We start from the raw sequence: 25354 nt of genomic DNA on the forward strand, positions 1-25354 counted from the left end.
CGTCCGCATGCGGCTATCGACGAGCGCCGGTGCTCATCCCGTCCAACCGGGCGCGGAGGTCTTCTGCCCGCGGGTGCTGCAACTCCTCGTAGATGCCGAGGGCACGCCGCCAGGCGTCGTGTGCTTCGGCGGGGTCTCCCGCGCTGTGCCGGGTGTCGCCGAGCCGGGCGAGCGTGTGGGCCGCCATCAGGCGGTGGGACGCCACCGGCGACTGAAGCAGGTCGAGTGCCTGCTGGTAGCAGGCGATCGCCTGGGGCCAGTCGCCCCGTTTCTGGTGGGCGAGGGCCAGGCTGTCCAAGGTCATGCCGGCGCCGTACTGATCGCCGAGGCGCTCCTGGAGCGCCAGCGCCTCGCCGAGGTGAGCCAGCGCCTGCTCGTGGTCGCCGCGCAGTGTGTGCAGCCAGCCGACGGAGTTCAGCGCCCGGCCCAGGCCGTCCTCGCAGCCGGTGGAGCGTTCGAGGTCGAGCATCCGCAGCGAGTGGTCCAGTGCCTCGTCGTAGTCTCCCCGCAACTCCTGCACGTAACTGAGGAGGTGGTGTGCGCGGGTCTGGCCACGAGTGTCGCCGCAGGCGTGGAAGAGGGCGAGGGCCTTCTTCAGGTGGGCCAGGGCCTGCTCGAAGTGTTTGGCCCTGATGTGCGCACGGGCGAGGTCGGTGAGCGAGCGAGCCTGCTCGACGGGGTCGTCGAGGCGCAGCGCCGCCTGAAGGGCGGTGTGCTGAAGCTCTTCCTGCTCGTGCCAGTAACCCTGCCGATCGAGGAAGGTGGTCAGCCACCGGCTCAACTGGGTGGCGTAGCCGTCGAGTTCGGTCCGCGCGGCGAGCCGTACCGCCGCGGCCAGGGTGCGGTGTTCGGCGGCGAACCAGTCCATCGCCTGGGCGGCGTCGGTGAAGCTTTCCGGGGTGATGGTGGGCAGTGGCGGACCGGGCGGTTCCAGGTAGAGGTGGATCCCGGTGGCCAGGCAGGCGGCGTGCGCGGAGTGGAGGTAGTAGTCCAGCAGCCGGGACAGGGCGGCGTGCCGCTCCGGCTCGGGGTCGAGGCGGTGGGTCAGCTCGGTGGCGTAGGCGCGCAGCAGGTCGTGGCTGGTGTAGCGGCCCGGAGTGCGCTCGGTGAGCAGGTGGGCGCGGGTGAGTTCGGACAGCAGCGTTCGGGTGCGCTGGAGCGGGAACCCGGTCAGGTGGGCTGCCGCGGCGCAGCTCAGGTCGGGGCCGGCGGGCAGGCCGGTCAGCCGGAACAGCCGGGCCGCCGCGGGGCTGAGGCCGCGGTAGGACCAGGAGAAGACGGCGCGGATGTCGGGATTCATGCCGCTGTCGGAGAACGCCGGCGCCAGGCCGCGGCCTTCCTCGCGTAGCTGTTCGGCCAGCGTGCCCAGGGGGAACGTGGGGTGGGCGGCGGCGATCGCGGCGACGACGGCCAGCGCCAGCGGCAGGCCGGCGCAGCGCTCGACGATGGTCTCGACCGCCTCCGACTGGCCGTTCAGGCGGCTTGCGCCGAGGCGGTGGACCAGCATCTGCCGGGCCTCGCCGGGGGTGAACAACTCCAGGCCGAGCCGGGTGGCGCCGACGGTCGGCAGGCCGGGGGGTGCGGATCGGCTGGTGATCAGGGTCAGGCAGCCCGGTGCGGCGGGCAGCAGCGACCGGATCTGGTCGAGGTCGCGGGCGTTGTCCAGGATGAGAAGTACCCGTCGCCCGGCCAGCGTGGTGCGGAAGAGGGCGGACAGCGCCTCCGTACTCGGGGGGAACTCCTCCTTCCGCAAGCCGAGCGCCGTCAGGAAGCCCCGTAGCACCTGAGCCGGGGCGAGTGCCGTGTGTGTGCCGTCGAAGCCGCGCAGGTTGACGTAGAGCTGACCGTCGGGGAAGTGTCCGGCCACTTGGTGCGCCCAGTGCACCGCCAAGGTCGTCTTGCCGATTCCCGCGGTCCCGACGACGGCACAGACCGCCGCCGTGCCGGTGGCGCCGGGCAGCAAGGGGTAGAGGCGGTCGAGGTAGTCGTCCCGGCCGACGAATCCGGGGACATCCGGCGGAAGCTGGGCGGGCCGTACCACGGGAGCGGGGGCGAGGCGGGACGAGGGCGGCGTGGACGTGGGGCGGTCGTGCAGTCCGGGATCGTGGCGCAGGATGCGCTGGTGCAGCTCGCGCAGGGCCCGGCCCGGGTCCTGGCCGAGTTCCTCGACGAGGTGGTTCCGGAGGTCGTCGTACGCCGCTCGGGCGTCGACTGTGCGGCCGGTGCGGTACAGGGCCAGCATGAACTGGGCTGTCAGAGGTTCGGCCGAGGGGTGCTCGGCGACGGCACTGGAAAGCTCCACCACGATCTCGGCGTGCCTGCCCCGTTCGAGTTCGGTGTCGAAGCGCTCGGTCAACAGGGTGACGCGCTCGCGCACCAGCCCTGCCCGTACCCGAGCCGCCCAATCGCCGCGCAGGTCGCCCAACGGGGTGCCGCGCCACAGCCCGGTGGCCTCGCGAAACAACTCCACGGCCTGCGCCCGTTCCTGCCGGGCGCGGCGGGCCAGCGTGCGGACACGGTGCACGTCCACCTCGTCGGGCCTGAGGTCCAGGACGTATCCCTCGGCACTGTGGGGCAGCGCGACGGAGGCGTCCGTCCGACGGAGGAGGCGCCGCAGCCGGTAGACGTAGTTGTAGACGAGATCGCGGACGTTCTCTGGCGGGTGCGGGCCCCAGACGTTGTCGATGACGGTCTCCACCGCCACCGGCCGACCGGGGGACATGGCGAGCACTGCCAGCACACAGCGCTGCTGCTGCGGGCCGAGGTCGATGCACGCGCCCGTCTCGCCGCGCAGCTCGACCGCTCCCAGGAGACGAAGGTGAGTCATGCCCGGTGGAGACCTCCTGGATGTGCGTTCCGTGTCAAGGCGCGTGAGCGCAAGCTTGCCAGACGAATTACCAGCCAGAGGCTCCGTCCAGGGCGGGGCACTTCGGCTAGGCAAGCCGGCCGGGGCTCAGCGAGGTCCCTGACAGGTTTCGTCAAGGTCTGGCAGGCACAATTCATCGGCAGGGTCAACAGCTGTGACAACCTCGCCTGTCGGTACTGCTCCACCACCTCCAGACTGCCTGCGACGATGCAGCCGTCGCCGCCGAGCGGACGCCGGGCAGAACCGGCCCGTGGCCACGTCCGCATCCTGGTCCCGCTACGCCGCCCGCGAAGGCATACGTGCGGCGGCTGCCGGAGCGCCCGACCGTTTCATGCACACGTACGAGAGTTTGGGGTGGTTGCCGATGGAGCCGTTGCAGGTCGAGGATCCGGTTGCCTTCGGTCCGTACCGGCTGCTGGCGCGGCTTGGGGCGGGGGGCATGGGGCGGGTGTACCTTGCGCGGTCGGCGGGCGGGCGGACCGTCGCGGTCAAGGTCGTGCGACCGGAGCTGGCCGAGGACGCCGGGTTCCGGCAGCGGTTTCGGCAGGAGGTGGAGGTCGCACGGGCGGTGTCGGGGACGTACACCGCGCCCGTCGTGGACGCCGACACCGAGGGGGTGTTGCCGTGGCTGGCGACGGCGTACGTCCTGGGGCCCTCGCTCTCCGAGGTCGTGGGGCGGCACGGGCCGCTGCCGGAGACCACTGTGCGCGCCCTGGGTGCCGGGCTCGCGGAGGCGCTGGTGGCGGTCCACGGCGCCGGGCTGGTGCACCGGGACCTCAAGCCGTCGAACGTGCTGCTGGCCGCCGACGGCCCGCGCGTCATCGACTTCGGTATCGCCCGCGCCGTCGACGGCGACCACCTGACGAGCACCGGCGTCATCGTCGGCTCGCCCGGCTTCATCCCGCCGGAGCAGGCGACCGGGCAGCACGCCGGCCCGGGGGGCGATGTCTTCTCGCTGGGCGTGGTGCTGGCGTACGCGGCGACCGGGCGGCAGCCGTTCGGTGCGGGCAGCGCGCCCGCGCTGCTGTATCAGGTGGTGCACGCGGAGCCCGACCTGAGCGGGGTGCCGGACGGCCTGCGCGGCCACATCGCGCCGCTGCTCGCCAAGGATCCGGCGACCCGGCCCCGTCCGGAGCAGATCGGCGCGGGCTTCGCGGCCGGCGGCGCGGCGGGGCTGCCGCAGTCGTGGCTGCCAGGCCCGGTCGCCTCCACGATCGCGCAGCACGCGGCGCGGATCCTCGACCTGGAGGAGCCGCTGCGGGAAGGCGCCCCCGCCGGCGCCGCGGGGCCGCCGGCGGCGTTCGGGCCGGTCCCGGACGGGGCCTACGACGTGACGAGGTCCGGCGGCGGCACCCCGGCGCCCGGTGCCGGTGCCGGTGCCGGTGCCGGCTACACCCCGACCGCCTTCGCCGCGCCCCGGCCGGGTCCCGCCGGGCGCAGGCGGTCCTCCCGGCGGACGTTCCTGACCGCCGGGCTCGGCACCGGTGTGCTCGCGCTCGGCGGCGGCGGGCTGGCCGCGTGGCTGCTCACCGGCGCGGACGGCGGCGGGAAGACGGACGGCGACAAGGACAAGCTGCCCGAGGCGCTGGACGCGGACAACTTCACCACCCCGCCCGCCGGCACGAGCCCGGAGCCGCTGTGGCGGCAGCGCGCCAAGCCGCTGAGCCTGGCGTACGGCGTCGCGCCACAGGTCGTCGACGGCCAGGCCATCGTCATGGGCGACCCGCTCCTCGCGTGCGACCCGGTGACCGGCGACAAGAAGTGGCCGGTTGCGGGCATCACACCCGGCTCCGAGATCGTGCACAGCGGCGGACTGCTGTTCCTGCTCAGCGCCGACTACGACGGCGACTTCGTCGGCCTCGACGTCAAGACCGGCAAGGAGGCGTGGCGCAGTCGCCTCGGCGCCGGCTACACCAACCCGCGGCCCGTCGCCGCCGACGACAGACACGTCTACGTGATCGCCGAAATCGAGGGCGTGGAAGGCGCCGGGGAAGGCGGCACCGTCGTCGCCGCCGTGGACCTGGATTCCCGCAAGGTCGCCTGGCGCAAGCAGCGTGACCCGGGGGCGGGCGAGTGGAGCGTGGCCGCGACCACCGACGGGACCTACCTCGTCTACGCGGACGACAACTACAACCTCACCGTCCGCTCCACCGCGGCCGGCAACCAGGTGTGGACCAAGGAGGTCGGCGACGAGATAGCCCAGCGCCCCGCCCTCCACCGCGACAAGGTCATCTTCGCCAACCAGAGCGAGCGGACGCTCGTCGCCTACGCGCTGGACAGCGGGGACGAACTCTGGGCGGTCCCCTCGGAGCACCAGAGCAACGGCTTCAACCCCTCGGTGACCGTCGCCGACGGGGTGGTGTACACCTCCGTCACCCGGCACGCCGTCTTCGCCGTCGACGCCGACAGCGGCGACGTGCTGTGGCGCAACAAAGACGTGACGCCGATGGAAATGCCGATCAGCTTCGTCCGGGCCGGGGACTCCGTGTACGGCGCCTCGTACTTCGACGGCGGCGGCATCTACGCGTTCGACGCCGACTCCGGCGAGCTGCGCTGGCGGTACAACGACGGCGTGAACGACAGCGGCCAGTGGCAAGTGGCGGCAGCGGGCAGACGGCTCATCGCCGTCCACACGGACAACATCTACGGCCTTCCCGCCGTATGACGGAGACAGGGCCGGTCTCCGGGGACCGAGCACCCGGGCAGGCCCCGCAGAACCCCGACGCCGCCGGGCGCCTTGCCCCCGCGCCGGCGGCGTCGGTCCCGAGCGTCCGCGGCGGGCGGCTGTCCTCCCGCCCGCCGCGGACCCACCACCTTCCCCCTCAGCCGCCCCGCGGGCCCGGGCCCGTGAGGTGGTTGCCCTTCACCGCCAGCGACGGCAGCCGCACCGCCGAGTCGTCCTCGGCGATCACGGCGAGCGCCAGGGTGTTGCGCCCGTCGTCGCGGAGCAGCCCGGCCGGGAGGGTGAAGTCCCGCTGCGGGCCGATGCCCGCGCCGTACTGGCCGACGTTCCAGCCGTTGAGGTACATCAGCAGCCGGTGCCCGGCGGGCGGCTCGCCGAACCGCAGCGCGAGGGCGGTGTCCTGGCCCCGGGGCAGGTCGAGGCGGAACGACGTGCGGTACCAGGTGACGGTGCCCGCCCCGACGTCCGGCGGTGCCGCCCGCCACGCGCCGGAGTGCGGCTCGCCCGGCAGGTGCCAGCCGTGCCGCTCGCCGTACAGGCCGCCGGTGTTGAGCGGCCCGCGTACGACGTCCGTCAGGTCCTCGCCGCCGCGGGCGCCCTGGAGCTTCCAGGACAGGGCGGCGTCCGACCCTTCCAGTTCCGCGCGTACGAGGCCGCGGGGCTGCTTGAAGCGGGTGTCGTCGGCGATCCAGTCGTCGTTGTGCCCCATGTTCTGTACGAGCACCGCGACGACCACCTCCTCGCCCGCCGCCGCCTCCGGCAGCGTGAACGTGCCCGGCCCCGGGTCCTCGTTGACCGGCGGGTCGGAGTCCGCCTGGACGCCGCCCTTCGCCGAGCCGAGGTAGCGGCCGTCCGCCCACACCTGGTAGATGCCGCGCCGGCCGGTGAGCGCGTTCAGCTTCAGCGTCGTCTCGCCGCCGGTGGCGGTGAACCGCCCCCGGTACCACAGGCTGCCGTGGTGGAAGCCGTGGTCGTCGGCGTGCAGCGTCTTGTCCGCCGACCGCCAGCGGGAGTCGTCGAAGCCCGGCTGCGCCTCCGGCGCCTCCGCCGCGGCCCGCCAGCCCGTCAGCTCCGGCGGCTCGACCGCCCGCGGCCCGGGCAGCGCGCCGAGCAGCGAACCGCTCGCGGTCCGCCGTACGGGCACCCGCTCGCCGTTCACCGCGAGCCGGCCGGCGCCGGCGCCGGTGAACACCTCGACCTCGCCGGCCCGTTCGGTGTCGGCCCGCAGCCGTGCCGTGCCGCCGTGGACCGCCCCGTCGCGCAGCAGCGCGGTGCCGCGTACCAGCAGCCCGCTCTCCGCGTCCTGCCAGAACTCCGCCGCGGTCGCGTCGGTGCCGAGGAGGAGCAGCAGCGGCGGCCGGTCGCCGCCGGTGATCCGGACCCGGGTCAGGCCCTCGTGGACGTAGTCGAGGGTCAGCTCGCCTCCCTCGTACGCGGCGGACGCCTCCCCGGACAGCACCTCGACCCGCGGCCGGGAGCCGTACTCCAGCACCGTGCGCCCGTCTTCACCCGCGCGCCCGTAGAACAGCGCGACGTCCCCGCCGCCGCCGTCGTCGGTGTGCGTCATCAGCTCGGAGCTGGACACCGCGAGCCGCTGCCCGCCGAAGTCGTAGTCCGAGAGCAGCACCTTGGCGTCCCGCCCGTCGACGCGCACGGGCAGCGTCCGCCCGTCGCCGTAGTCGAGGACGGCCGTGTCGTCGGTGGTCGCGGCGGGCTCGCTGTGCCGTACGAGCGTGAACGCCGCCCCGCTGTCGGGGTTGACGCGGGCCGCCGTCTGGACGGCCGGGTTGTCGGAGGCCGGCACGTCGGCGGGCGCCGCCTCGTCGGTCTTCGTCAGCTCGCCGGAGGCCGCCCGCAGGAAGTGCGACTGGAGCTTGAACTCGTCGTACTTCTCCGTCAGCTGGCGGTCCTCGGTGATCATCGCCCCGTAGTCGTACGAGGTGTAGACGTCGTTCGGCTGCGCCAGATAGCCCCAGTTGGTGCCGCCGAAGCCCATGTAGTAACTGAAGAGGGTGGCGCCGCTCTTGATCAGGTTGGATTTGTAGAAGTACTTCATGTACGCGGGGCCGGTCAGCTTCCGGCACGCCTCGTAGCCCGCGTTGTTGAGGTCGATCGCCCCGCCCTGGTACTCGGCGGCGTACACGGGCGCGTCGTCCTTCAGCCGCCGGGTGATGCCGTCACCCCACGGGCCCCAGACCGTGTCTGCGTCCTGGCACTCGAAGGACTGCGGGTAGTCGTCCAGGCCGGGGATGTCGACGGCGCCGAGGCCCTCCGCCCAGGTCGGGGTCCAGGACGCCTGGCAGCACTGGTTGTGCGTGATGGGCACGTCGACGCCCTGCGCGTGCGCGAGGTCCTGGAGGTCCTGCATGTACTGCGCGTCGGTGTTCTGTGCGTACTCGTTCTCGACGTTGTAGAGGACGACCGGGCCGCCCCGGGTGATCTGGTGCGGCACGATGATCCGGTTGATCTCGGTCAGCCACTCCCGGTACGCGGCGGTGTACCCGGCGTCCGACGACCGGGCCCGCCCCTCGACGTTCTTCAGCCACGCGGGCAGCCCGCCGCCGCTGGTCTCGGCGTTGATGTACGGCCCGGGCCGTACGACGGCGTACAACCCGACGTCCTCGACGACGTCGAGCAGCCGGTCGACGTCGCGGACGCCGGAGAAGTCGTAGACGCCGCGCTTGGGCGAGTGGTAGCCCCAGTGGAAGTACAGGGACACGGTGTTGAAGCCGGCGGCCTTGTACTTCTCCAGCACGTCCCGCCAGGTGTCCGGCGACGGCAGCCGGAAGTAGTGGAACTCGGCGCCCTGGAGGAGGGTCCGCTCGCCGTCGATGAGCAGCGAGTGGCGGTCGTAGGAAATGGTGTGAGCGGTGCGCGCATCCGCGCGGGCGGCGGGTCGCGGCTGTGCCTCCGGCGCGGGCTCCGGTGCGCGCTCCGGCTCCGGGGCGCCGGAGGCCAGCCCGAGGCAGGCCGCCGCGGCGAGCGCGAGCAGCACCGCGAGCACGCGGCGTGGCCGCGCGCGGCGGCGGGCGAGGCGTGGGTGCATGACGCTTCCTTCCGTGAGAAGGGCGAACGGCGGCCCGGCGGGTCGGCGGGGCCGCGGGCCGGGTGTGGCGGCGGCCGGGCCCCCGCGACCCCCGGACTCCGCGGCCCGCGTCCGTAAGCGCTCAGCGCAGCGAGAACGTGGCCAGGCGGACGTCCTCGGTCAGGACCAGGTACACGTCCTGCCGCTTGGCGGCGCCCTTCAGTGCCGCGGTGACCTCCGTGTACGTATACCGCGAACCCGTGCTCGGCACCGGCGCCGTGCCCGCCAGGGGGCCGTCCGGGGCGCCCAGGCGGACCTCCAGCGTGCCCTCGCCCGGCGACTCCTTCGCCACCTGGGCGGTCAGCTGGCCCGCGCCGCCGCGCAGGTCCGCGTCCGCGAACAGCAGCCACGCGCCCGCCGACTCCGCGCCGACCGCCGTGCCCCGCGGCTTCGACTCGTCGACCAGCCGCACGCCCGCGTAGTCGTCGAAGTTCTCCGCCCGCGTCGCACGGCGCAGGTCCCGCGGCGGCACCGTCTCGCCGTCCACCGCCAGCTCCGCCTGCCCCCGGATGTCCTCCGCCGAGGCGCCGACCAGCACGTCGTACGTGCTGCGCTCGACCACCCAGCGCTCCCGGGTCACGTCCCAGTGCGCCAGCGCGTCCCGCTTCAGCGGCAGCGTCACCGTCCGCGTCTCGCCCGGCTTCAGCGACACCTTCGCGAACGCCTGCAGCTTCTTCAGCGGCTGCTTCACCCGCGAGCTGCGCTGCCGCGTGTACAGCTGCACGACCTCCGCGCCCGCCCGCCGGCCGGTGTTGGTGACCGACACCGCCACGGCGTCGCGCCGCAGCTGCGGGCGGCCGTAGCGGAAGGTGGTGTACGACAGGCCGTGGCCGAAGGGGTAGAGCACGTCGCCGGTGAAGTACTGGTACGTGCGGTCGTACTTGATGTTGTCGTACTCCAGGATGTCGGGCAGGTCGTCCGTCGAGCGGTACCAGGTCTGGGTGAGCTTGCCCGACGGGTTCACGTCCCCGAACAGCACGTCGGCGAGCGCGCGGCCCGTCTCCTGGCCCGCGTGCGTCGTCCACACCAGCGCCGGGACGTTCTCCTGCTCCCAGGTCAGCGTCGTGGGGTAGCTGTTCTCGACCACGACCACGGTCTTCGGGTTGGCGGCGAGCACCGCCCGCACCAGCTCCGCCTGGGGCTCCGCCAGGCCCATGTCCTCGCGGTCGTCGGTCTCGCGCGCGGTGATGAACGGCATCGAGCCGACGACGACCACCGCGACGTCCGCCGCCCGCGCCGCCGCCACGGCCTCGTCGACGCCGTTGCGCACCGTTTCCCGCGTGTAGCGGGAGGCTTCCGCGGCGGTGCCGAGGACGAGCACGCCGTCCTCCTCGCGCGCGCGGAGGTAGACGGCGTCGCCGAGCCAGTTCTCGTAGCCCGAGTACCGCAGCACCACCGTGCCGTCGTCCTGCTCCTCCGGCCGGAAGAGCTGGGAGACGAACCAGCCGTTGGGCTGGTCCTGGTCGTTGAAGAACTGGTTGCCCTCCGGCCCGTCGCCGTCCGGGTCGCGCATGCCGACGACCTTGCCGTTGGCGACGGCCCGCAGCGTGACGATGCCCTCGCCCCAGCCGAAGACGTCGAACTGCTCGGTCTCGCCCGCCGCCGTCGCCTTCTCGGCCAGCGCCGCGCCCTCCGCGCCGCTGCCCGCGGTGACGTAGCGGCCGGTCGCGGCGTTCTTCAGCGCCACGCGGTCGACGCCCTCGCTCGTGGTCACCTCGGCGCCCGCGCCGAGGTGGTCGGCGATGCCCTTCAGCGGCGTGATCGCGTACGGCAGGCTGCCCGAGTACCAGTCGGTGTACAGGGTGTCGGCCAGCGGCCCGACGACCGCGACCTTGCGCAGCTCCCCGGCGTCGAGCGGCAGCGCGCCGCCGTCGTTCTTCAGCAGCACGACCGCCTCGGCGGCGGTGCGGCGGGCCAGCTTGCGGTGGGCGGGGCTGTCGATGACGGACTTGTCGAGGTGCCCGTACGGGCCGCCGTCCGCGGCGAAGTCGCCGAGGCGCTCGCGGACGTCGAGGATGTGCCCGACGGCGGTGTCGATGTCCGCCTCGGTGAGCAGGCCCTGCGCCAGCGCCTCCTTGACCGCGGCGGCGGTCGGCTCGCCGTTGGTGTCGTCGGTGGTGAAGCTGTCGACGCCGGCCTTGAGGATGGCGGCGTCGGCCTCGGCGAGGGTGTCGAAGTACTTCTGGGAGCCGGTGGCCGGGAGGTTGTTGGGCGCCCAGGCGTCGGTGACGTTGAGCAGGGCGCGGTCGGTCCAGGTGCGTACCGAGGCGTTGAGGTCGGTAACCGTGCAGGGGCGGCCGTTGACGAGGTTGTACGCGGTCATGACGCCGCACGCGGCGTCCGCGGCGATCGCCGCCCGGTACGCCGGCTCCTCGTACTCCTTCAGGACCCGCGGGCGCAGGTCCGAGGAGGTCTGGTCGCGCCGGATCTCGTTGTTGTTGGCCAGGTAGTGCTTGACCAGCGGGGCCGTCTTGAGGTTGGCGGGGTCGCCGCCGGTGAGCCCGCCCGCGTAGGCCGTGGAGATCACGCCGGTCAGGTACGGGTCCTCGGAGTAGCCCTCCTCGTTGCGGCCCCAGCGCGGGTCGCGCAGCAGGTTCACCACCGGCGCCCAGACGTTCAGGCCCCAGCCGGCCGGGCGTTCGTGCTGCAGGCCGCGTACCTCGTCGCCGACGGCGTCGCCGACCTCGCGGACCAGCTCGGGGTTCCAGGTGGCACCGAGGCCGACGGCCTGCGGGAAGACGGTGGCGGGGCCGAGCCAGGCGAGGCCGTGGAGCGCCTCGGTGCCGGTGCGGAACGCCTTCATCTCCAGCCGGGGGATGGCGGGTTGCCACTGGTGGAGCAGGGATATCTTCTCGTCCAGGGTGAGCTTGCCCAGCAGGTCGCGGGCCTTGCCGGCGGCGGCCGGAGCTGCTGCCGGGGTGGCGGCCGTGGCCTTGCCGGTGAGGGTGGCCACGAGCGGGACGGCCAGGGGGACGGCGAGAATTGATCTGCGTTTCACGTGCGCGACTCCTTTTGATCTAGTCGAATCGCTTCGACTACGTGATGAGTTGCTCCGTTCCGTAACGCCCGGCCGGGGGAGGGCTAGCCGGTGCGCGGCGCCGTCGTCGCCCGCCGGGTCAGCCGCGGCGGCAGCAGCGTCGCCTCCGGCACGTCCAGCCGGTCCAGCTTGCGCGTCAGCAGTTCCACCGCCCGCGCGCCGATCTCCGCGGACGGCACGGCGACCGACGAGATCGGCGTCGGCGCCTGCTCCGCCAACTCGTCCGGGCAGATCGCCACCACCGACAGGTCCTCCGGCACCCGCAGCCCGAGCCGCCGGAACGCCTCGATCAGCGGCTGCACCACCGGCTCGTTGTGCACCACGACCCCGGTCAGCTCCGGGTGTTCGCGCAGCAGCCGCTCCGCCATCGCCTGCGCCGCCGCCGGGGTGGCCTCGCAGGGGTGCACGGTCGACGTCAGCCCGCGCTCGTCGGCCGCCGCGGTGAAGCCCTGCGTGACGCGCTGGGCGAAGCCCGTCTGGCGCAGGTAGACGGCTGGTGGCGAGCCGACGAGGGCCACGCAGCGGTGGCCCAGCTCCGCCAGATGCGTCACGCAGGCGCCGCCGGCCGCCGCGAAGTCCAGGTCGATGCAGGTCAGTCCGGCGGCCTCGGCGGGGAAGCCGATGAGCACCGAGGGCCGGTCCAGAGCGCGCAGCAGCGACAGCCGGGCGTCGTGCAGCTGCACGTCCATGACGATGAGCGCGTCGACCAGCGCCGTGTCCGCCACCCGCGAGAGCCCCTCCTCGCCCTCCTCCTGGGTGAGCAGCAGCACGTCGTGGTCGTGCTGCCGGGCCGTCGTCACCACCGACACCGCGAACTGCATGACGACCGGCACGTGGATCCCGCTGCGGAACGGGATGACCAGCGCCAGCACGTTGGACCGGCTGCTGGCCAGCGCGCGGGCGCCGGCGTGCGGCCGGTAGCCGAGTTCGCGGATGCTGGCCTCGATGCGCTGCCGGGTGTCCTCGGAGATCGGGCGCTTGCCGCTGAGCGCGTACGAGACGGTGCTCGGCGACACCCCGGCGTGCCGGGCCACATCGGTGATCTTGACCATCAGCTCCCCCTCCCTCGGCCGACCGGCCGTTCGACATGCCGGACTGCGGGACCCTAGCCCAGCTCCGCGACGAGGACCGCGCGGCCCGCCTCCGCGTGCACCGTGGGCCCGCCCACGACCTCCAGCGCCCACGGCCCGCCCGCGCCCGCCGGACCGCCGCCGGCCGACGCCCGTACCGTGCCGCCCTCGCTGACGACCGTGAACGTCGTCCCCGCGACCGGCACTTCCACCCGCTGCCCGGGCCGCAGGCCGTACGCCCGCAGCGTCACCCCGTCCGCGTAGTCGTAGTCCGGCCGGTCGTCCACCGCACCCACCGGCAGCACCGCGCCCGGCCGCACCAGCACCGGCGCGCTCGCGAACCCGTGCCGCTCCCGCACCCACCGCGGCCCCTGCACCTCCGCGCCGCTCAGCAGGTGCGTCCACGTACCCTCCGGGACGTAGTACGACACCTCGCCCTCGTCGCTGAACACCGGCGCCACCAGCAGGTCGGGGCCGAGCATGTACTGCCGCTCCAGATGCGTGCACGCCCGGTCGTCCGGGAACTCCAGCGCCATCGGCCGCATCATCGGCACGCCCTGCTCGTGCGCCTCGCGCGCCACCGCGTCCAGGTACGGCATCAGCCGCAGCTTCAGCTTCGTGAACACCCGCAGCACGTCCACGGCTTCCTCGTCGAACAGCCACGGCACCCGGTACGACGACGAGCCGTGCAGCCGGCTGTGCGACGACAGCAGCCCGAAGGCGATCCACCGCTTGAACAGCGCCGCCGACGGCGTGCCCTCGAAGCCGCCGATGTCGTGGCTCCAGTAGCCGAAGCCCGACATCCCCAGCGACAGACCGCCGCGCAGCGACTCGGCCATCGCCTCGTACGTCGACTCGCAGTCGCCGCCCCAGTGCACCGGGAACTGCTGGCTGCCGGCCGTCGCCGAGCGCGCGAAGACCACCGCCTCGCCCTCGCCGCGGTGCTTCTTCAGCACGTCGAAGACCGTCTCGTTGTAGAGGTAGGTGTAGTAGTTGTGCATCCGCTCCGGGTCGGAGCCGTCGAAGTACGCGACGTCCGTGGGCACCCGCTCGCCGAAGTCGGTCTTGAAGCAGTCCACGCCCATGTCCAGCAGCGCCGCCAGCTTGCCCGCGTACCAGGCGCGCGCGTCGGGGTTGGTGAAGTCCACCAGCGCCATCCCCGGCTGCCACAGGTCCCACTGCCACACCCCGCCGTCCGGCTTGCGCAGCAGATAGCCCGCCTCGCGGCCCTCGGCGAACAGCGGCGAGCGCTGCGCGATGTACGGGTTGATCCACACGCAGATCTTCAGGCCCCGCTCCTTCAGCCGGCGCAGCATGCCCGCCGGGTCGGGGAAGACCCGCGGATCCCACTCGAAATCGCACCAGTTGAACTCGCGCATCCAGAAGCAGTCGAAGTGGAAGACGGACAGCGGCAGGTCGCGCTCGGCCATCCCGTCGATGAAGGAGGTGACGGTCTCCTCGTCGTACGAGGTCGTGAACGACGTCGACAGCCACAGCCCGAACGACCACGCGGGCGGCAGCGCGGGCCGGCCGGTGAGCGCCGTGTACTTGCGCAGGATCTCCTTAGGAGTCGGCCCGTGGATGACGTAGTACGTCAGCTCCTGCCCCTCGACGCTGAACTGCACCCGCGACACCGCCTCCGAGCCGACCTCCAGCGACACCCGCCCGGGGTGGTCGACGAAGACGCCGTAGCCGGCGTCGGTGAGGTAGAACGGCACGTTCTTGTACGCCTGCTCGGTGGCCGTGCCGCCGTCCGCGTTCCAGATGTCGACGACCTGGCCGTTCTTCACCAGCGGCCCGAAGCGCTCGCCGAGCCCGTAGACGTGGGTGCCGACGGTGAGCCCGAGCTGCTCGCGCAGGTAGTGCCGGGCCGGGCCGCCGGGGGTGTCGGTCTCCATGATCCCCATGCCCTTGGGCCCGGACGACGTGAGCGGCTTCAGCCCGTCGGCGGTGAGGAAGTCCAGCCGCCACGGGCCGCCGCGCGCCACCCGCAGGGCGAGGCTGCCGGCGGTGAGCAGGGCGTGCTCGTCGTCGTAGGCGACGTCCGCGTGCGGGCCGGACTCCGCGAGCTGGAAGCGGGGCCCGGCGTCGGCGCCGCCGTCGAAGTGGGTGAGCGTCACCCCGATCACGTCGGGCATGGGGGAGTGGCAGGAGACCGTCATGACCGGGCCCTTCAGCAGATCGCCGCGGTGCCGGATGGGCTGGGTCGGTGCGTGGACGTCCAGCGTGCCGTCCCCGGCGGTGACGTCGAGCACCTCGACGGGGTACGCGGCACGCACGCCTTCGCGCAGCATCCAGTAACCGTCGGTGAACTTCATGCGCAGCCTCTCGGGGTCAAGGGGGAGATCATTTGACCGCGCGGTGTCCACGGCAGGGCCGTGGGCGAGCGGTCGAAACGCGGTGGTGGGCAAGGCGGGGCGGGCTGACGTCGTGCGGATCCGCTGACCGGCCCGAGTCCCGGTACCGGCGGCTCCCCGCCGCCACGCGCAGCATCCAGTAGCCGTCGGTGAACTTCATGCGCAGCCTTTCGGGGTCACTTGACCGCGCCCACGGCGATGCCGCGGGTCAGGGTCCGCTGGAAGAGGAGGAAGAACGCGATCGCCGGCAGCACGCCCAGCAGGGCCGCGGCGTTGGTCATCGTGGCGTCCATGTCCCGCTGGCCCTGCAGCACGCCGAGGGCGACGGACACGGTCTGGTTGTCGTCCGAGACGAGCATGACCAGCGGCAGCAGGAACTCGTTCCACGTCCAGATGAAGAACAGCACCATCAGCACGCCGATCGTGGGCCGGCTGACCGGCACCACCACCCGCCACAGCACCTGCCACTTGCTCGCCCCGTCGATCCGCGCCGCCTCGATCACCTCGCGCGGGAAGCCGCCGAGCACCGAGGACAGCAGGTATGTGCCGAAGGCGGACTGCACGACGGTGAAGACGATCACCACGCTCAGCCGGGTGTCGTAGAGGCCGACCTCCTTCGACAGGTAGTAGAGCGGGTAGACCAGCGCCTCCTGCGGCAGCATGTTCGCCAGCACGAAGAACGCCAGCACGTACGGCCGCCCCCGGATCCGCCCGATGCCGATGGCGTACGCGCTGAGCACCGACAGCACCACCGCGAGCACCGCCACCGAGCCGGAGATCAGCACCGAGTTCCACAGCTTCTGCCCGAAGTCGACGCGCTCCCAGAAGTCCGAGAGACCGTCGAGATACACGCCGTCGGGCATGCTCAGCGGCCCGTCGCTGGAGTACTCCTCCGGCGTCTTGACCGCGTTCATCAGCACCACGACGAACGGCAGCACCATGAACGCCGCGCCGAGCACCAGTGCCACGAGCACGGGGTACTTCCTGACCGCGGTCATCCGTTCTCGTCCTCCGCCCTCGTCTGCAGCTTCAGGGCGACGACCGCCAGCACCAGGATCAGCACCGTGAGGACGGTGGAGATCGCGGCGCCGTAGCCGGCCTGGAAGTTCTCGAAGAAGTTCTGGTACGCGAAGTACGACGGGACGTTCGTCGCCCCGCCCGGCCCGCCGCCGGTGAGGACGTACACCATGCCGAAGACCTTCAGCGCCGCGATCGTGCACCACAGCAGCACCACCGCGATCTCCGGCCGCAGCTGCGGCAGCGTCACGTGCCAGAACCGCCGCCACCAGCCCGCGCCGTCCAGCTCCGCCGCCTCGTGCAGCGCCGGGTCGACGCGCTGCAGCCCGGACATGAAGATCACCAGCGGGAAGCCGATCTGCACCCACACCATCACGGCCATCACGCTGTACAGCGCCAGGTCCGGGTCGCCCAGCCAGTCCTGCTGCAGCGAGTCGAGCCCGACGGCGCCCAGGAGTTCGTTCAGCGAGCCGCTCTCCGGCGCCAGGATCCAGCTCCACACGATGCCGGCGACCGCGATCGGCAGCACCTGCGGCAGGTAGAAGCAGGCGCGCAGCGCCGCCACCCAGCGGCTGCCGGCGTGCCGGCCGACGAAGTCGAACAGCGCCGAGGCCAGCACCAGCCCCAGTGCGGTCGGTATCAGCGCCATCGCCGCGACCATCGCCAGGCTGTGCCGGAACGACTCCCAGAAGTCCTCGTCGCCGACGAGCCGGTCGTAGTTCTCCAGCCCGGTGAACTCCGGGGTGCCGACGCCGCTCCACTCGGTGAAGCTGATCCCGGTGTTCATCACGAACGGCACGACGATGACGACGAGGAACGCCAGCGCGCCGGGCAGCAGATAGAGCGCGTACGAGCCCTCGGTGGACGTCCGGCGCGCACGGCCGGGACGGCCCTTGCGCCACCGCCGGCGGGAGGGGGTTCCGCTCCCGCCGGCGGGGCGAGCCGCGTCCTTGGAGACGACGGCCGTCATTCCTGCAGCACGTTCTCGTCGTACTCCGCCTGCAGCGACTCCAGCACGTCCGCCGGCTCCGCGCTGTCGGTGAGGAGCTTCTGCGTCTCGGAGGTCATCGAGTCGTAGAAGCCGTTGGCCGGCCAGTCCGGGTAGTAGGCGAGGCCGTCGCTCTCGGTGAGTGTCGTGTAGTCCTCGATGAGGGCCTTCGACTTGGCGTCGGTGATCGCGGCGGGGTCGGCCGCGATCGGGACGCCGCCGTTGTCGCCGAGGATGTTCTGGATGCCCTTCTTCATCGTGATGTCGATGAAGTCGTACGCCAGCTCCTTGTTCTCGGCTCCCTCCGGGACCACCCACAGGTTGCCGCCGGAGCCGAGCGTCAGGTCGCTCTCGGGCCACAGGAAGGTGTCCCAGTCGAACTTCTGTATCTCCGCCTGGAAGCGGCCGAACCACCAGCTTCCGGAGAAGAGCATCGGGTGATCGCCCTGGATGAAGGAGACGCCGGCGTCCTCGGCCTTGGTGCCGGAGGAGTTCTCGGCGATGTAGCCCTTGTCGACCCAGTCGGCGAACTTCTCCGCGGCGTAGGTCCAGGCGGCGTCGGAGAAGTCGGTCTTGCCCTCCATCTGGAAGGAGTCGACCCACGCCTTGTCGGCCTGGGTGAGGGCGAGCTGGTAGAGGTACTGGTGCGCCATGTACTCGGCGCCGGCGTTGGCGAACGGGGTGATCCCGGCGTCCGCGAACGTCGCGAGCGCGTCCTCCAGCTCCGCGAACGTCGTCGGGACCTCGACCCCGTGCTTCTTGAAGAGGTCCTTGTTGAAGTAGACCATCGTGTACTCGGCGTAGTTGGGGATGCCGTACCAGGCGCCGGAGCCCATGACGCCGCTCTCGTCGTACTGGCTGGTGGTGGCGACGGTCGGCGGGATGGCGTCGGCCCAGCCGCGCTTGTCCGCCTCCTCGCTGAGATCGGTGAGGAGCCCCTGCCGGGAGAGCTGGCCGGTGGTGGCGTTGCCCTTGTTGTACTCCAGGAGGTCGGGCGCCTCGTCGGAGTTGAGCACCTGCGGGGCGGTCTTCTGGATCTGCTCGAAGCCCTTCTCCTCGAACTCGACCTTCACCCCCGGGTGGCTGTCCTCGAACTCCTTGATGGCCTCCGCCCACGCCTTGCCCATGGCGCTTTCGGGATTCTCGTAGTGCCAGAGCCGCAGGGTCTTGCCGTCGCCCGAACCGCCGTCGCCGGAGTCGCCGCACGCCGCGAGCGTGCTCAGCGACAGGGCTCCCGCCAGGGCGGCGGCCAGCAGGCGCGCCCTTCTCCGTGCCTTCAACATCCACTGCCTCCGGGAGAGTGCGTCGTCGTCCTCGTCGTCGTCCTCGTCGAATCGTTTCGATGAGAAGTGTCGAAGCGCTTCGACGGAGGAACGTAGGGAGGGCCCGGAGGTATGTCAATGGAGATGACAAAAGGCGTCGAGAAAGAGGCGACCGCCGCTCGGCGGCCGTACGAGACGCCCTGCCGGCCGGGCCCGTGGGCCTGCCCGTGGGCCGGCTCGACCCGGGTGCGGCCGGGGTCGGCGACCGGCCGTCAAACGGGTAGGTCAGCTTCCGTCAAGGTCCTGTGCAGAAAGCTCCGTTAGCGTCCCGGGTGCGGTTCGGGAACGGCAGGGACCTCCCCGGCGGACACTCGCCGGGCGGCGGGCGCACGTTCCGGAATCCGCCCGGGCAACGGGCCGCGATCGATCCTCCGGCCGTACCCGCCATGAACCACGGGAGATCACGATCTCCGCAAGGAGCGCAGGGGCAGGCGATGAAAACGCAGCGGTCCGGTGACACGGACGTGGTCGATATCCCCCATATGTTCCGCTGGCCCGCCGGCCCCGGGCCGGAGCCGGCGGAGCGGCCGGAAAGTCCCGTGCTGTCGTTGCTGGCGTTGACGGATGCGCTGCTCGCCGCTCATGCGGACGGCCGGATCGTGGTGTATCCGGTACGCATCGACGCGGAGCCGGTCCTGGGCGCGCCCTCGGAGCTGCACCGGCTCGATGATCCGGCGGTGGGGATGGTGTTCTGCGGCGGGCAGGTCATCGCCGCGTCCGGCAGCCGGCTGGCGCGGGTGCGGCCGGACGGTATGGCGCTGGCGGCGCTGGAGCTGGACGCGCCGGTCGGTGCGCTGACGGCCCGCCGCGGGCGGATCTACGCGGTGGCCGGGGACACGGTGCACGTCTTCGAGCCCGACGGCGGCGAGCGGGGCCCCGGTTGGGCGCGGGTGTACCGGACGCCGGTTCCGCTGTCGGACTGCCACGACATCGACGTCGACCGCCGCGGCCGGCACGTGGTGGTGTGCCAGCGCCCGGGTCTCGGCTCGGTCGTCGAGCTGGAGACCGGCGCGGTGGTCGGCAACTGCAACCGGCGGGCCAGTGAGAGCAAGACCGTCACGGAGTCCTACGCCCGCTTCTCCCCGGTCACCGACCATCTGTACAGGGCGTCGTCACGGGCCCATCATCTGGAGAAGCTGGCGAAGCTGGGAAAGTCCGGCCGCAGCCTGGGCTGGAAGCACCACCTCGGGCAGCCGAGCACCTGGTGCACGCCGCTGGCCTCAAGCCCCGACGGGCGTTACGTGGCGTCCCGGCAGAGCGGCGTCGGGGTGCTGGTGTGGGACCTGTGGGGAGGGGACCGGCAGGGACCCGCGCAGGTCCTCTTCGCCGAGCTTGACGACGCCTCGACGCAGCAGAAGTTCGCCAAGCGGATGCGGCAGGAGCCTGCCGTCGTCAAGCCGCTGGGCCCGGGCGCCGTCACGGTCAAGCGGTGGCGGACCCTCCCGGGACAGGACGGCGAGGCGACCGCCGTCGCCGTGTCCCCCGGGGCCACGTACGCGGCCACCGGGGACCGGCACGGGGTGCTGACGGTGGTGCACCGCTGGACCCGGCGGATCGAGCAGAACGACGGCTGGCTCCGGCAGCCGGCCTGTCTGTCGGCAGAGGTGTCGCTCGACGACATCGAGCACTGGACGTCCACCGCCACCGAGTGGATCGGCATATCCGCCGACGGCACGGTCACCGTGGTCGACCTCGCCACCGCGCAGGCGCACTCGCCGGGCTCGGTGGACCTCGACGGCCTGACCGACCACCGACTTCACCTGCACGTCGACGGAGACGAGCTGGTACTGACCAGCGGGCAGAACGCGCGCGCGTACGACCGCCGTACGCTGGCGCCCACGTGGCGGGCCGACACCCCGTTGCCCGACTGCGGGGCTCTCGGCTACTACGGCTCCGAACTCGTCGCGATCGACCGATCGGACGGTCTCGTACGCCGGATCCACCGATACCGGCCCCGCAGCGGCGCCCACGCCCCCGGGCCGACCGTCCGGCTCGACTCCGCGAGCGGGTGGGGGGAGGTCGCACGGAGCCGCCGTACCGGCCGCTTCTTCGTCCACATCCAGAACGGGCCGGGCAGCCTGCTCTGGTCCGAGGTGCTGCCGAGCGGAGAGCTGGACGCCCGCTTCCCGGAGGAGACCCGGATACTCCCCGACGAACGGCACGCGGTGAAAACCAGCCTGCGCGGGTGGCAGTTGTTCGACCTCGACGCCCCCGAGCAGCCCGTCGCCGTCGTCGACGACATCGAGGTCACGCTCGGGACCACCTGTGTGGATCCGGCACGCGGGCTGGTCGCCGGCGTGGACATCCACACCAAGCGGGTCCACGTGTGGACGACGGAGGGCAAACCCGTCGCCTCGTTCGACGGCGTGGGCGAGAACTTCGCCCGGTCGCTCGCCCTGGGCGGCGGGGCGCTGTGGCTGCTCTCCCGGCACAAGCACAGGGAGCGGCACCGGCTGTACCGCCTCGACCTGCCCGTTTGATCCGGCGGGGGGCGTGGCTGATGGGCCGGGGAGGCGAGGGGGTCAGACGCCAAGGTCAGGCCATGTCGTACTCGTCGATATCGAGCACGGCCCCGGTAGCGGTGAGGAAGTCCAGCATGTCGCGGTCCAGATGCCAGCCGAACAGGTTGGGACCTTCCGGTGCCCCCGGCCGGACGGGCCGCTGCTTCTCGTCGGATTCGTTGAAGTAGCGCACGACCTCCAGGACCGCGCCGCCGCGTTCTTGTTCCCCGGCAGCCAGACGACCGGCGAGTTCGGCGATGCGGTCCGTGTGCGGGCGAAGCATGTCCAGAACGCGGGTGATCTGCTCGTCGACACGCAAGCCCGGCTCCCGGCACACGATCTTCCAGCAGTGGCTCACCGGTCTCACCACGGGTTTGGTGAAGCGGCTGCCGCGGACGGACACTTCGTCAGGTTCAACGCCCAGCAGCGCGGTCATCTCCGCCGCGCTGGTGCGTTGGCTGAACAACGCGAAGTAGACGTACTGGCGGAGGGGCATTCGACGAATGCTATCCGCGACGGCGGCGAACCCGGGGCCGGTGGCGTCGTTCTCAGGAGCCGTAGGGGTTCCGGCTGTACGGGTGCTGGCCGCCAGGCTGCGGCTGCTGCTGCTCAGGTGCGGGCTCCTGGGCGAACGGGTTGCCGGTGCCCTGCTGCGGCGCCGGCTGGGGTGCACCGTGCAGCTGGAACTGCTCGGACTGCTCCTTGGTTATCTGGCCCGACGCCCCACAGAACGTGCACTGGGTGAAGTGCTTCGTCGAGACGGGGAACAGCGGGATGAAGAACAGCGTGAACTTCGTGACCCGCTTGAGCAGGCTGTGTGCCGCAGGGTTCCCGCACATGCCACACAGGAGGTTGATCATGGCGAGCTGGGCCGCGGTGGTCCGGGTGCCAAAGATGATCACTGTTCTGTCCGTTCTTTCGGAAACGAATGCCGCCCCGCACGACGGAGAAGGGTGCGGGGAAGCCGGAACGCGTACGTCGACGCCGGAGAGGTGGCTGGTTGCGCGGACATGATGCCTCTCCCGTTCCTGGCATGGTGATCGGCAGGGGAACGACCCTGCCACACGCGTCTGGTGAAGAACCTTGGCGAATTCTGACACGAGAATCTGCCTTGCGGCCGCTGTCACGCTACGCAGAACTCGTTGCCCTCAGGGTCCCGGAGCACGACGGCGTAAGCCCCGGCGTCCGGCTCGTCGGTGGTCCGCAGCACGGTGGCACCGGCGTCGGCCAGCCGTGCCACCTTGGCCGTGACTCGTTGTCTGCGGACCTCTAGCGGCACGTCGTGACCACCACCGACCTTCAGATCGAGGTGCAGCCGGTTCTTTACGACCTTCGGCTCCGGAACCTGCTGGAACCACACCCGCGGTCCCCGCCCCGCGGGATCGACGATCGATTCCGGCGTCTCCCCGGCGCCTGCGGGCAACTCCGCTTCGGGCACGCCCATCTCCACCCAGTGAGCGCGCCAGGTGGCGTGCCCGCCCGGCGGAGGCTCGGGTACGTACCCGAGGGCCTCGGTCCAGGAGGTCACCAGCTTCTGGGGATCGGAGCAGTCGATTGTCAGCTGCAGCGTCATCTTCATGCGCGGAGCGTCCCAGGCAGGTCTGACACGACGCTGCCCGCACCTGCGGCGGGCGGGTGACGGCGGCGGTACTCGCCGCTACGCCGGGCGGCGTTGGGCGGTGGCGGCGAGGGCCGCCGCCATGGCCGCGGCGAGGGGGACGGCGTAGCCGGCGGCGGGGTGCTGGTCCGCCCAGCCGCCCGCCGCCCAGCCGCCGGTGGCGGAGCCGGCGGCGATGCCGGCGAGGAGGGCGGTGACGGCGAGGGTCATGCCCTCGTTGAGGCGGCCGGCGGGGGTGCGGGACTGCACGAGGGACATGCCGGTGATCATCGTCGGTGCGGTGGCCATGCCGGCGAGGAGGAGGGCGAGGGTGAGGAGGGCGAGGCTGCCGGTGGCGGCGGCGAGGAGGGGGAGGAGCATGAGGGCGGCCATGGCGGCGACGCAGCGGAGGAAGTGCTGTTCCGGGCCGGGCTCGGAGGCGTTCGGGGACGCGGCGGCGGGGACGGCCGGGTCGGTGGCTTCCGCCGGAGTCGCCGTGGGTGCCGGAGGTGCGACTTCCACGCGAGGCGTCTCCGCGACCTCCGCGGTCTCGGTGGCCGGCGGTGTCGCGGTGAGCGGGGCTGCCGTGCCCGCGGGTGCCGTGCCGCCCGCTGCCGTCTCCGCGGCCCGCAGGGCCCCCGCGGTCCCCGCGGCGCCCGGGCCCTCCGCGGCACCCGCCGCTTCCGCCGCCTCCGCGGCACCCGCCGCCCCCGCCGGGCGCCGCGTGCCGTAGACCAGGCCCGCCACGCACGACCCCGCGGCCAGCAGCGCCAGGATCCCGCCCGCCGCCGCCGGCCGGCCGAGGCGGTCCGCGTACGCGATCGTGACCACCTCCATCGACCCGAACACCGCCCCCGCGCAGCCGAACGCCGCCAGCAGCGGCGGGAACCCGCGCCGCCGCAGCGGCGACCGCGTCCGTTCGCCCGGCGCGCGCGGCCGGGGCGGGGGCTCGGTGGCGCGCTGCGCGGCGAAGAGGAGGATGCCGCCGGTGAGCAGCAAGGCGCCGGTCACCGTGCCCGCCTCGGGGAAGGCGGCGGTGCAGAGCAGCGCGGCGAGGACGGGGCCGGTCATGAAGCAGAGTTCGTCCGCGGCCTGCTCGAAGGAGTTGGCGGTGTGCAGCGCGGCGGCGCTCTCGGGGCCGGGGCCGCGGAAGGCGTGGGCCCAGCGGGCGCGGGACATGCCGCCCGTGTTGGGGGTGGTGGCGGTGAGGACGTACGCGGCGAAGAGCGTCCACGCGGGCGCGCGCAGATGGACGCAGAGCGCGAGCGTGAGCGAGCCGAGCGCGGCGATCGCCGCCGCGGGGACGGCGACACGGGCCTGGCCGTGCCGGTCGACGAGGCGGGCGGTGAGCGGGCCGACGACGGCGGTGGCGGCGAGCCCGGCGGCGGGGACGGCGCCGGCGAGGGCGTACGAGCCGTAGCGCTCGGCGATCATGATGACGGCGCTGACGGAGAACATGCCCATGGGCAGCCGGGCGACGAGGTTGCCCGCGGTGAAGGCGCGGGCGCCGGGGACGGCGAAGAGCCGGCGGTAGGGGCCGAGGGTGCCGAGGGCGGCGGCGAGCGGGCGCGGGGGAGCCATGCGGCAAAGGTTGGCCGCAGCCGGTCGCGGCGGTCCAACACCTGATCGCTGGCCATTCACGCGCGTACGTTGTGAAATGGCCGGATGTCGAACCTGCCCCGCGATGTCGAGCCGCGGCTGCTGCGCGCCTTCGCGGCCGTGGCCGAGACCCTGCACTTCACCCGTGCCGCCGGCCGGCTGTACGTCGCGCAGCAGGCCCTGAGCCGCGACATCCGCCGGCTCGAACGGGAGCTGGGCGCGGAGCTGTTCGTCCGCACCACGCGCCAGGTGCGGCTGACCCCGGAGGGCGAGCGGCTGCTGCCGTACGCCCGCCGGGTGCTCGCCGCCTACGACGAACTCGCCGGCGCGGCGGACCCGCGGTCCCGGCCCCTGCTCGTCGACGTCGGCGCCCGCTACAGCACCGGGCAGCGGGTCCTGGACGCCGCCCGCGCGGCGGCGCCGGACCTGGAGCTGGTGGCGCGGTTCCACAGCGGGCTGACCGGCGCGGCGGCGGAGATCGCCGCGGGGCGGCTGGACGTGTCGTTCGGCCGGGTGGCGGGGCTGGCACCCGGGACGTGGGAGGGGCTGCGGTACGAACTCGTCCGGCTGGAGCCGATGGCGGTGCTGCTGCCGTCGGCGCACCCGCTGGCGGCCCGGGCGGCGGTGCCGCTGGCGGCGCTGGCGGGCGAGACGCTGTACGCGGCCGACGGCAACGCGGCGACGGCGGAGTGGACGGACCTGGCCCGCGAACTCCTCGCCGGCCACGGCATCCGCCTCGCGGCGCCGTTCCCGGAGATCGACGGCGAGGCGGAGTTCGTACGGCTGGTGCACCGGCACGGCTGGTCGGTGCTGGCGACGACGGAGTTCGCGGACATCCCCGGCATGACCCTGCGCCCCCTGACCGACCCGGTCCCGCTGTCCCCGGTCTCCCTGACCTGGCGCCGCGGCCTGACCCACCCGGGCCTGCACACCCTGCGCACGGCGGCGCGGAAACTGGCCCGGGCCCACGACTGGCAGCACCACCCGGCAGGCGCCTGGCTCCCGAAAGCCGACCGCACCCTGTACTCCTGACCACCGGGCCCGCGCGCCTTGCGCCCCGGCGCCAGGCCGACAGCACACCCGCGAGGGCATCGCAGCCGGTCGAGCGGCCAAGGGCCGGCGCTGCGGCCGGGGAGTGATGCGGCTTGAGCCCGGGCAGCGGGGCCGAGGGCTCGACGATCTGAGTGTGTCGTCGGGGGTCACACCTTCCGGTGTACGTCGGAGAGAGGCTG

At 72.6% G+C, this 25354-nt stretch carries 15 protein-coding genes; 3 read left to right on the plus strand and 12 right to left on the minus strand.

Annotated features, from left to right (window positions below; all coding sequences use genetic code 11):
• Positions 1-13 precede the first annotated feature (13 nt).
• Positions 14-2827 carry an AfsR/SARP family transcriptional regulator gene (locus T328_RS12895; RefSeq protein ID WP_496496135.1) on the minus strand — a complete coding sequence of 938 codons (2814 nt, stop codon included), beginning with the start codon at positions 2825-2827 and terminating at the stop codon, positions 14-16.
• A 403-nt stretch (positions 2828-3230) separates the two neighbouring features.
• Between T328_RS12895 and T328_RS12900 the strand changes: the two genes are divergently transcribed.
• Positions 3231-5531 (plus strand): serine/threonine-protein kinase, encoded by a 2301-nt coding sequence (locus tag T328_RS12900; RefSeq protein WP_496496136.1) that lies wholly within the window; start codon positions 3231-3233, stop codon positions 5529-5531.
• Between the two features lie 157 nt (positions 5532-5688).
• Here T328_RS12900 and T328_RS12905 read toward each other — a convergent pair whose 3' ends face one another.
• The 7 genes from T328_RS12905 to T328_RS12935 form a co-directional block, all read right to left on the minus strand.
• Positions 5689-8595 (minus strand): beta-galactosidase, encoded by a 2907-nt coding sequence (locus tag T328_RS12905; RefSeq protein ID WP_496496137.1) that lies wholly within the window; start codon positions 8593-8595, stop codon positions 5689-5691.
• Between the two features lie 121 nt (positions 8596-8716).
• Positions 8717-11632: a glycoside hydrolase family 3 C-terminal domain-containing protein gene (locus tag T328_RS12910; protein WP_496496138.1), complete on the minus strand. Its 2916-nt coding sequence runs from the start codon at positions 11630-11632 to the stop codon at positions 8717-8719.
• An 83-nt stretch (positions 11633-11715) separates the two neighbouring features.
• On the minus strand, positions 11716-12723 hold the full coding sequence (locus T328_RS12915) for a LacI family DNA-binding transcriptional regulator (protein WP_496496139.1): 1008 nt from the start codon (positions 12721-12723) through the stop codon (positions 11716-11718).
• A gap of 53 nt (positions 12724-12776) precedes the next feature.
• Entirely contained in the window at positions 12777-15059 is a 2283-nt protein-coding gene (gene yicI / locus T328_RS12920) for an alpha-xylosidase (RefSeq protein ID WP_496496140.1), read from the minus strand.
• Positions 15060-15274: 215 nt separating this feature from the next.
• Positions 15275-16096 carry a carbohydrate ABC transporter permease gene (locus tag T328_RS12925; protein WP_496496141.1) on the minus strand — a complete coding sequence of 274 codons (822 nt, stop codon included), beginning with the start codon at positions 16094-16096 and terminating at the stop codon, positions 15275-15277.
• Positions 16093-17085 (minus strand): carbohydrate ABC transporter permease, encoded by a 993-nt coding sequence (locus T328_RS12930; protein ID WP_496496142.1) that lies wholly within the window; start codon positions 17083-17085, stop codon positions 16093-16095. Before T328_RS12930 ends, T328_RS12925 begins: the two co-directional genes overlap by 4 nt.
• The gene (locus tag T328_RS12935) at positions 17082-18386 is read right to left on the minus strand and encodes an ABC transporter substrate-binding protein (RefSeq protein ID WP_496496143.1); all 1305 of its coding nucleotides are present in this window, start codon (positions 18384-18386) and stop codon (positions 17082-17084) included. The genes T328_RS12930 and T328_RS12935 overlap by 4 nt, the downstream gene beginning before the upstream one ends.
• A 473-nt stretch (positions 18387-18859) precedes the next feature.
• Here T328_RS12935 and T328_RS12940 point away from each other — a divergent pair, with 473 nt between their 5' ends.
• Positions 18860-20905 carry a hypothetical protein gene (locus T328_RS12940; RefSeq protein ID WP_496496144.1) on the plus strand — a complete coding sequence of 682 codons (2046 nt, stop codon included), beginning with the start codon at positions 18860-18862 and terminating at the stop codon, positions 20903-20905.
• 55 nt (positions 20906-20960) lie between these two features.
• On the opposite strand, the gene T328_RS12945 is transcribed toward T328_RS12940, so the two are convergent.
• The 4 genes from T328_RS12945 to T328_RS12960 form a co-directional block, all read right to left on the minus strand.
• Entirely contained in the window at positions 20961-21422 is a 462-nt protein-coding gene (locus T328_RS12945; RefSeq protein ID WP_496496145.1) for a DUF4279 domain-containing protein, read from the minus strand.
• A gap of 52 nt (positions 21423-21474) precedes the next feature.
• Positions 21475-21828 (minus strand): zinc-ribbon domain-containing protein, encoded by a 354-nt coding sequence (locus T328_RS12950; RefSeq protein ID WP_496496146.1) that lies wholly within the window; start codon positions 21826-21828, stop codon positions 21475-21477.
• A gap of 221 nt (positions 21829-22049) precedes the next feature.
• Positions 22050-22505, minus strand: a complete 456-nt coding sequence (locus T328_RS12955; protein ID WP_496496147.1) for a VOC family protein — start codon at positions 22503-22505, stop codon at positions 22050-22052.
• A 78-nt stretch (positions 22506-22583) separates the two neighbouring features.
• Positions 22584-24104, minus strand: a complete 1521-nt coding sequence (locus tag T328_RS12960) for an MFS transporter (RefSeq protein ID WP_496496148.1) — start codon at positions 24102-24104, stop codon at positions 22584-22586.
• An 84-nt stretch (positions 24105-24188) separates the two neighbouring features.
• Between T328_RS12960 and T328_RS12965 the strand changes: the two genes are divergently transcribed.
• Positions 24189-25154 (plus strand): LysR family transcriptional regulator, encoded by a 966-nt coding sequence (locus tag T328_RS12965; RefSeq protein ID WP_496496149.1) that lies wholly within the window; start codon positions 24189-24191, stop codon positions 25152-25154.
• Positions 25155-25354 lie beyond the last annotated feature (200 nt).

Source organism: Streptomyces sp. CNX435, assembly GCF_059570575.1.

Bases quoted from the DNA above. Each gene is read 5' to 3' on its own strand.
- T328_RS12895 (WP_496496135.1), bottom strand. From the start codon at position 2,827: ATGACTCACCTTCGTCTCCTGGGAGCGGTCGAGCTGCGCGGCGAGACG.
- T328_RS12900 (WP_496496136.1), top strand. From the start codon at position 3,231: ATGGAGCCGTTGCAGGTCGAGGATCCGGTTGCCTTCGGTCCGTACCGG.
- T328_RS12905 (WP_496496137.1), bottom strand. From the start codon at position 8,595: ATGCACCCACGCCTCGCCCGCCGCCGCGCGCGGCCACGCCGCGTGCTC.
- T328_RS12915 (WP_496496139.1), bottom strand. From the start codon at position 12,723: ATGGTCAAGATCACCGATGTGGCCCGGCACGCCGGGGTGTCGCCGAGC.
- yicI (WP_496496140.1), bottom strand. From the start codon at position 15,059: ATGAAGTTCACCGACGGTTACTGGATGCTGCGCGAAGGCGTGCGTGCC.
- T328_RS12925 (WP_496496141.1), bottom strand. From the start codon at position 16,096: ATGACCGCGGTCAGGAAGTACCCCGTGCTCGTGGCACTGGTGCTCGGC.
- T328_RS12930 (WP_496496142.1), bottom strand. From the start codon at position 17,085: ATGACGGCCGTCGTCTCCAAGGACGCGGCTCGCCCCGCCGGCGGGAGC.
- T328_RS12935 (WP_496496143.1), bottom strand. From the start codon at position 18,386: ATGTTGAAGGCACGGAGAAGGGCGCGCCTGCTGGCCGCCGCCCTGGCG.
- T328_RS12940 (WP_496496144.1), top strand. From the start codon at position 18,860: ATGAAAACGCAGCGGTCCGGTGACACGGACGTGGTCGATATCCCCCAT.
- T328_RS12945 (WP_496496145.1), bottom strand. From the start codon at position 21,422: ATGCCCCTCCGCCAGTACGTCTACTTCGCGTTGTTCAGCCAACGCACC.
- T328_RS12955 (WP_496496147.1), bottom strand. From the start codon at position 22,505: ATGAAGATGACGCTGCAGCTGACAATCGACTGCTCCGATCCCCAGAAG.
- T328_RS12960 (WP_496496148.1), bottom strand. From the start codon at position 24,104: ATGGCTCCCCCGCGCCCGCTCGCCGCCGCCCTCGGCACCCTCGGCCCC.
- T328_RS12965 (WP_496496149.1), top strand. From the start codon at position 24,189: ATGTCGAACCTGCCCCGCGATGTCGAGCCGCGGCTGCTGCGCGCCTTC.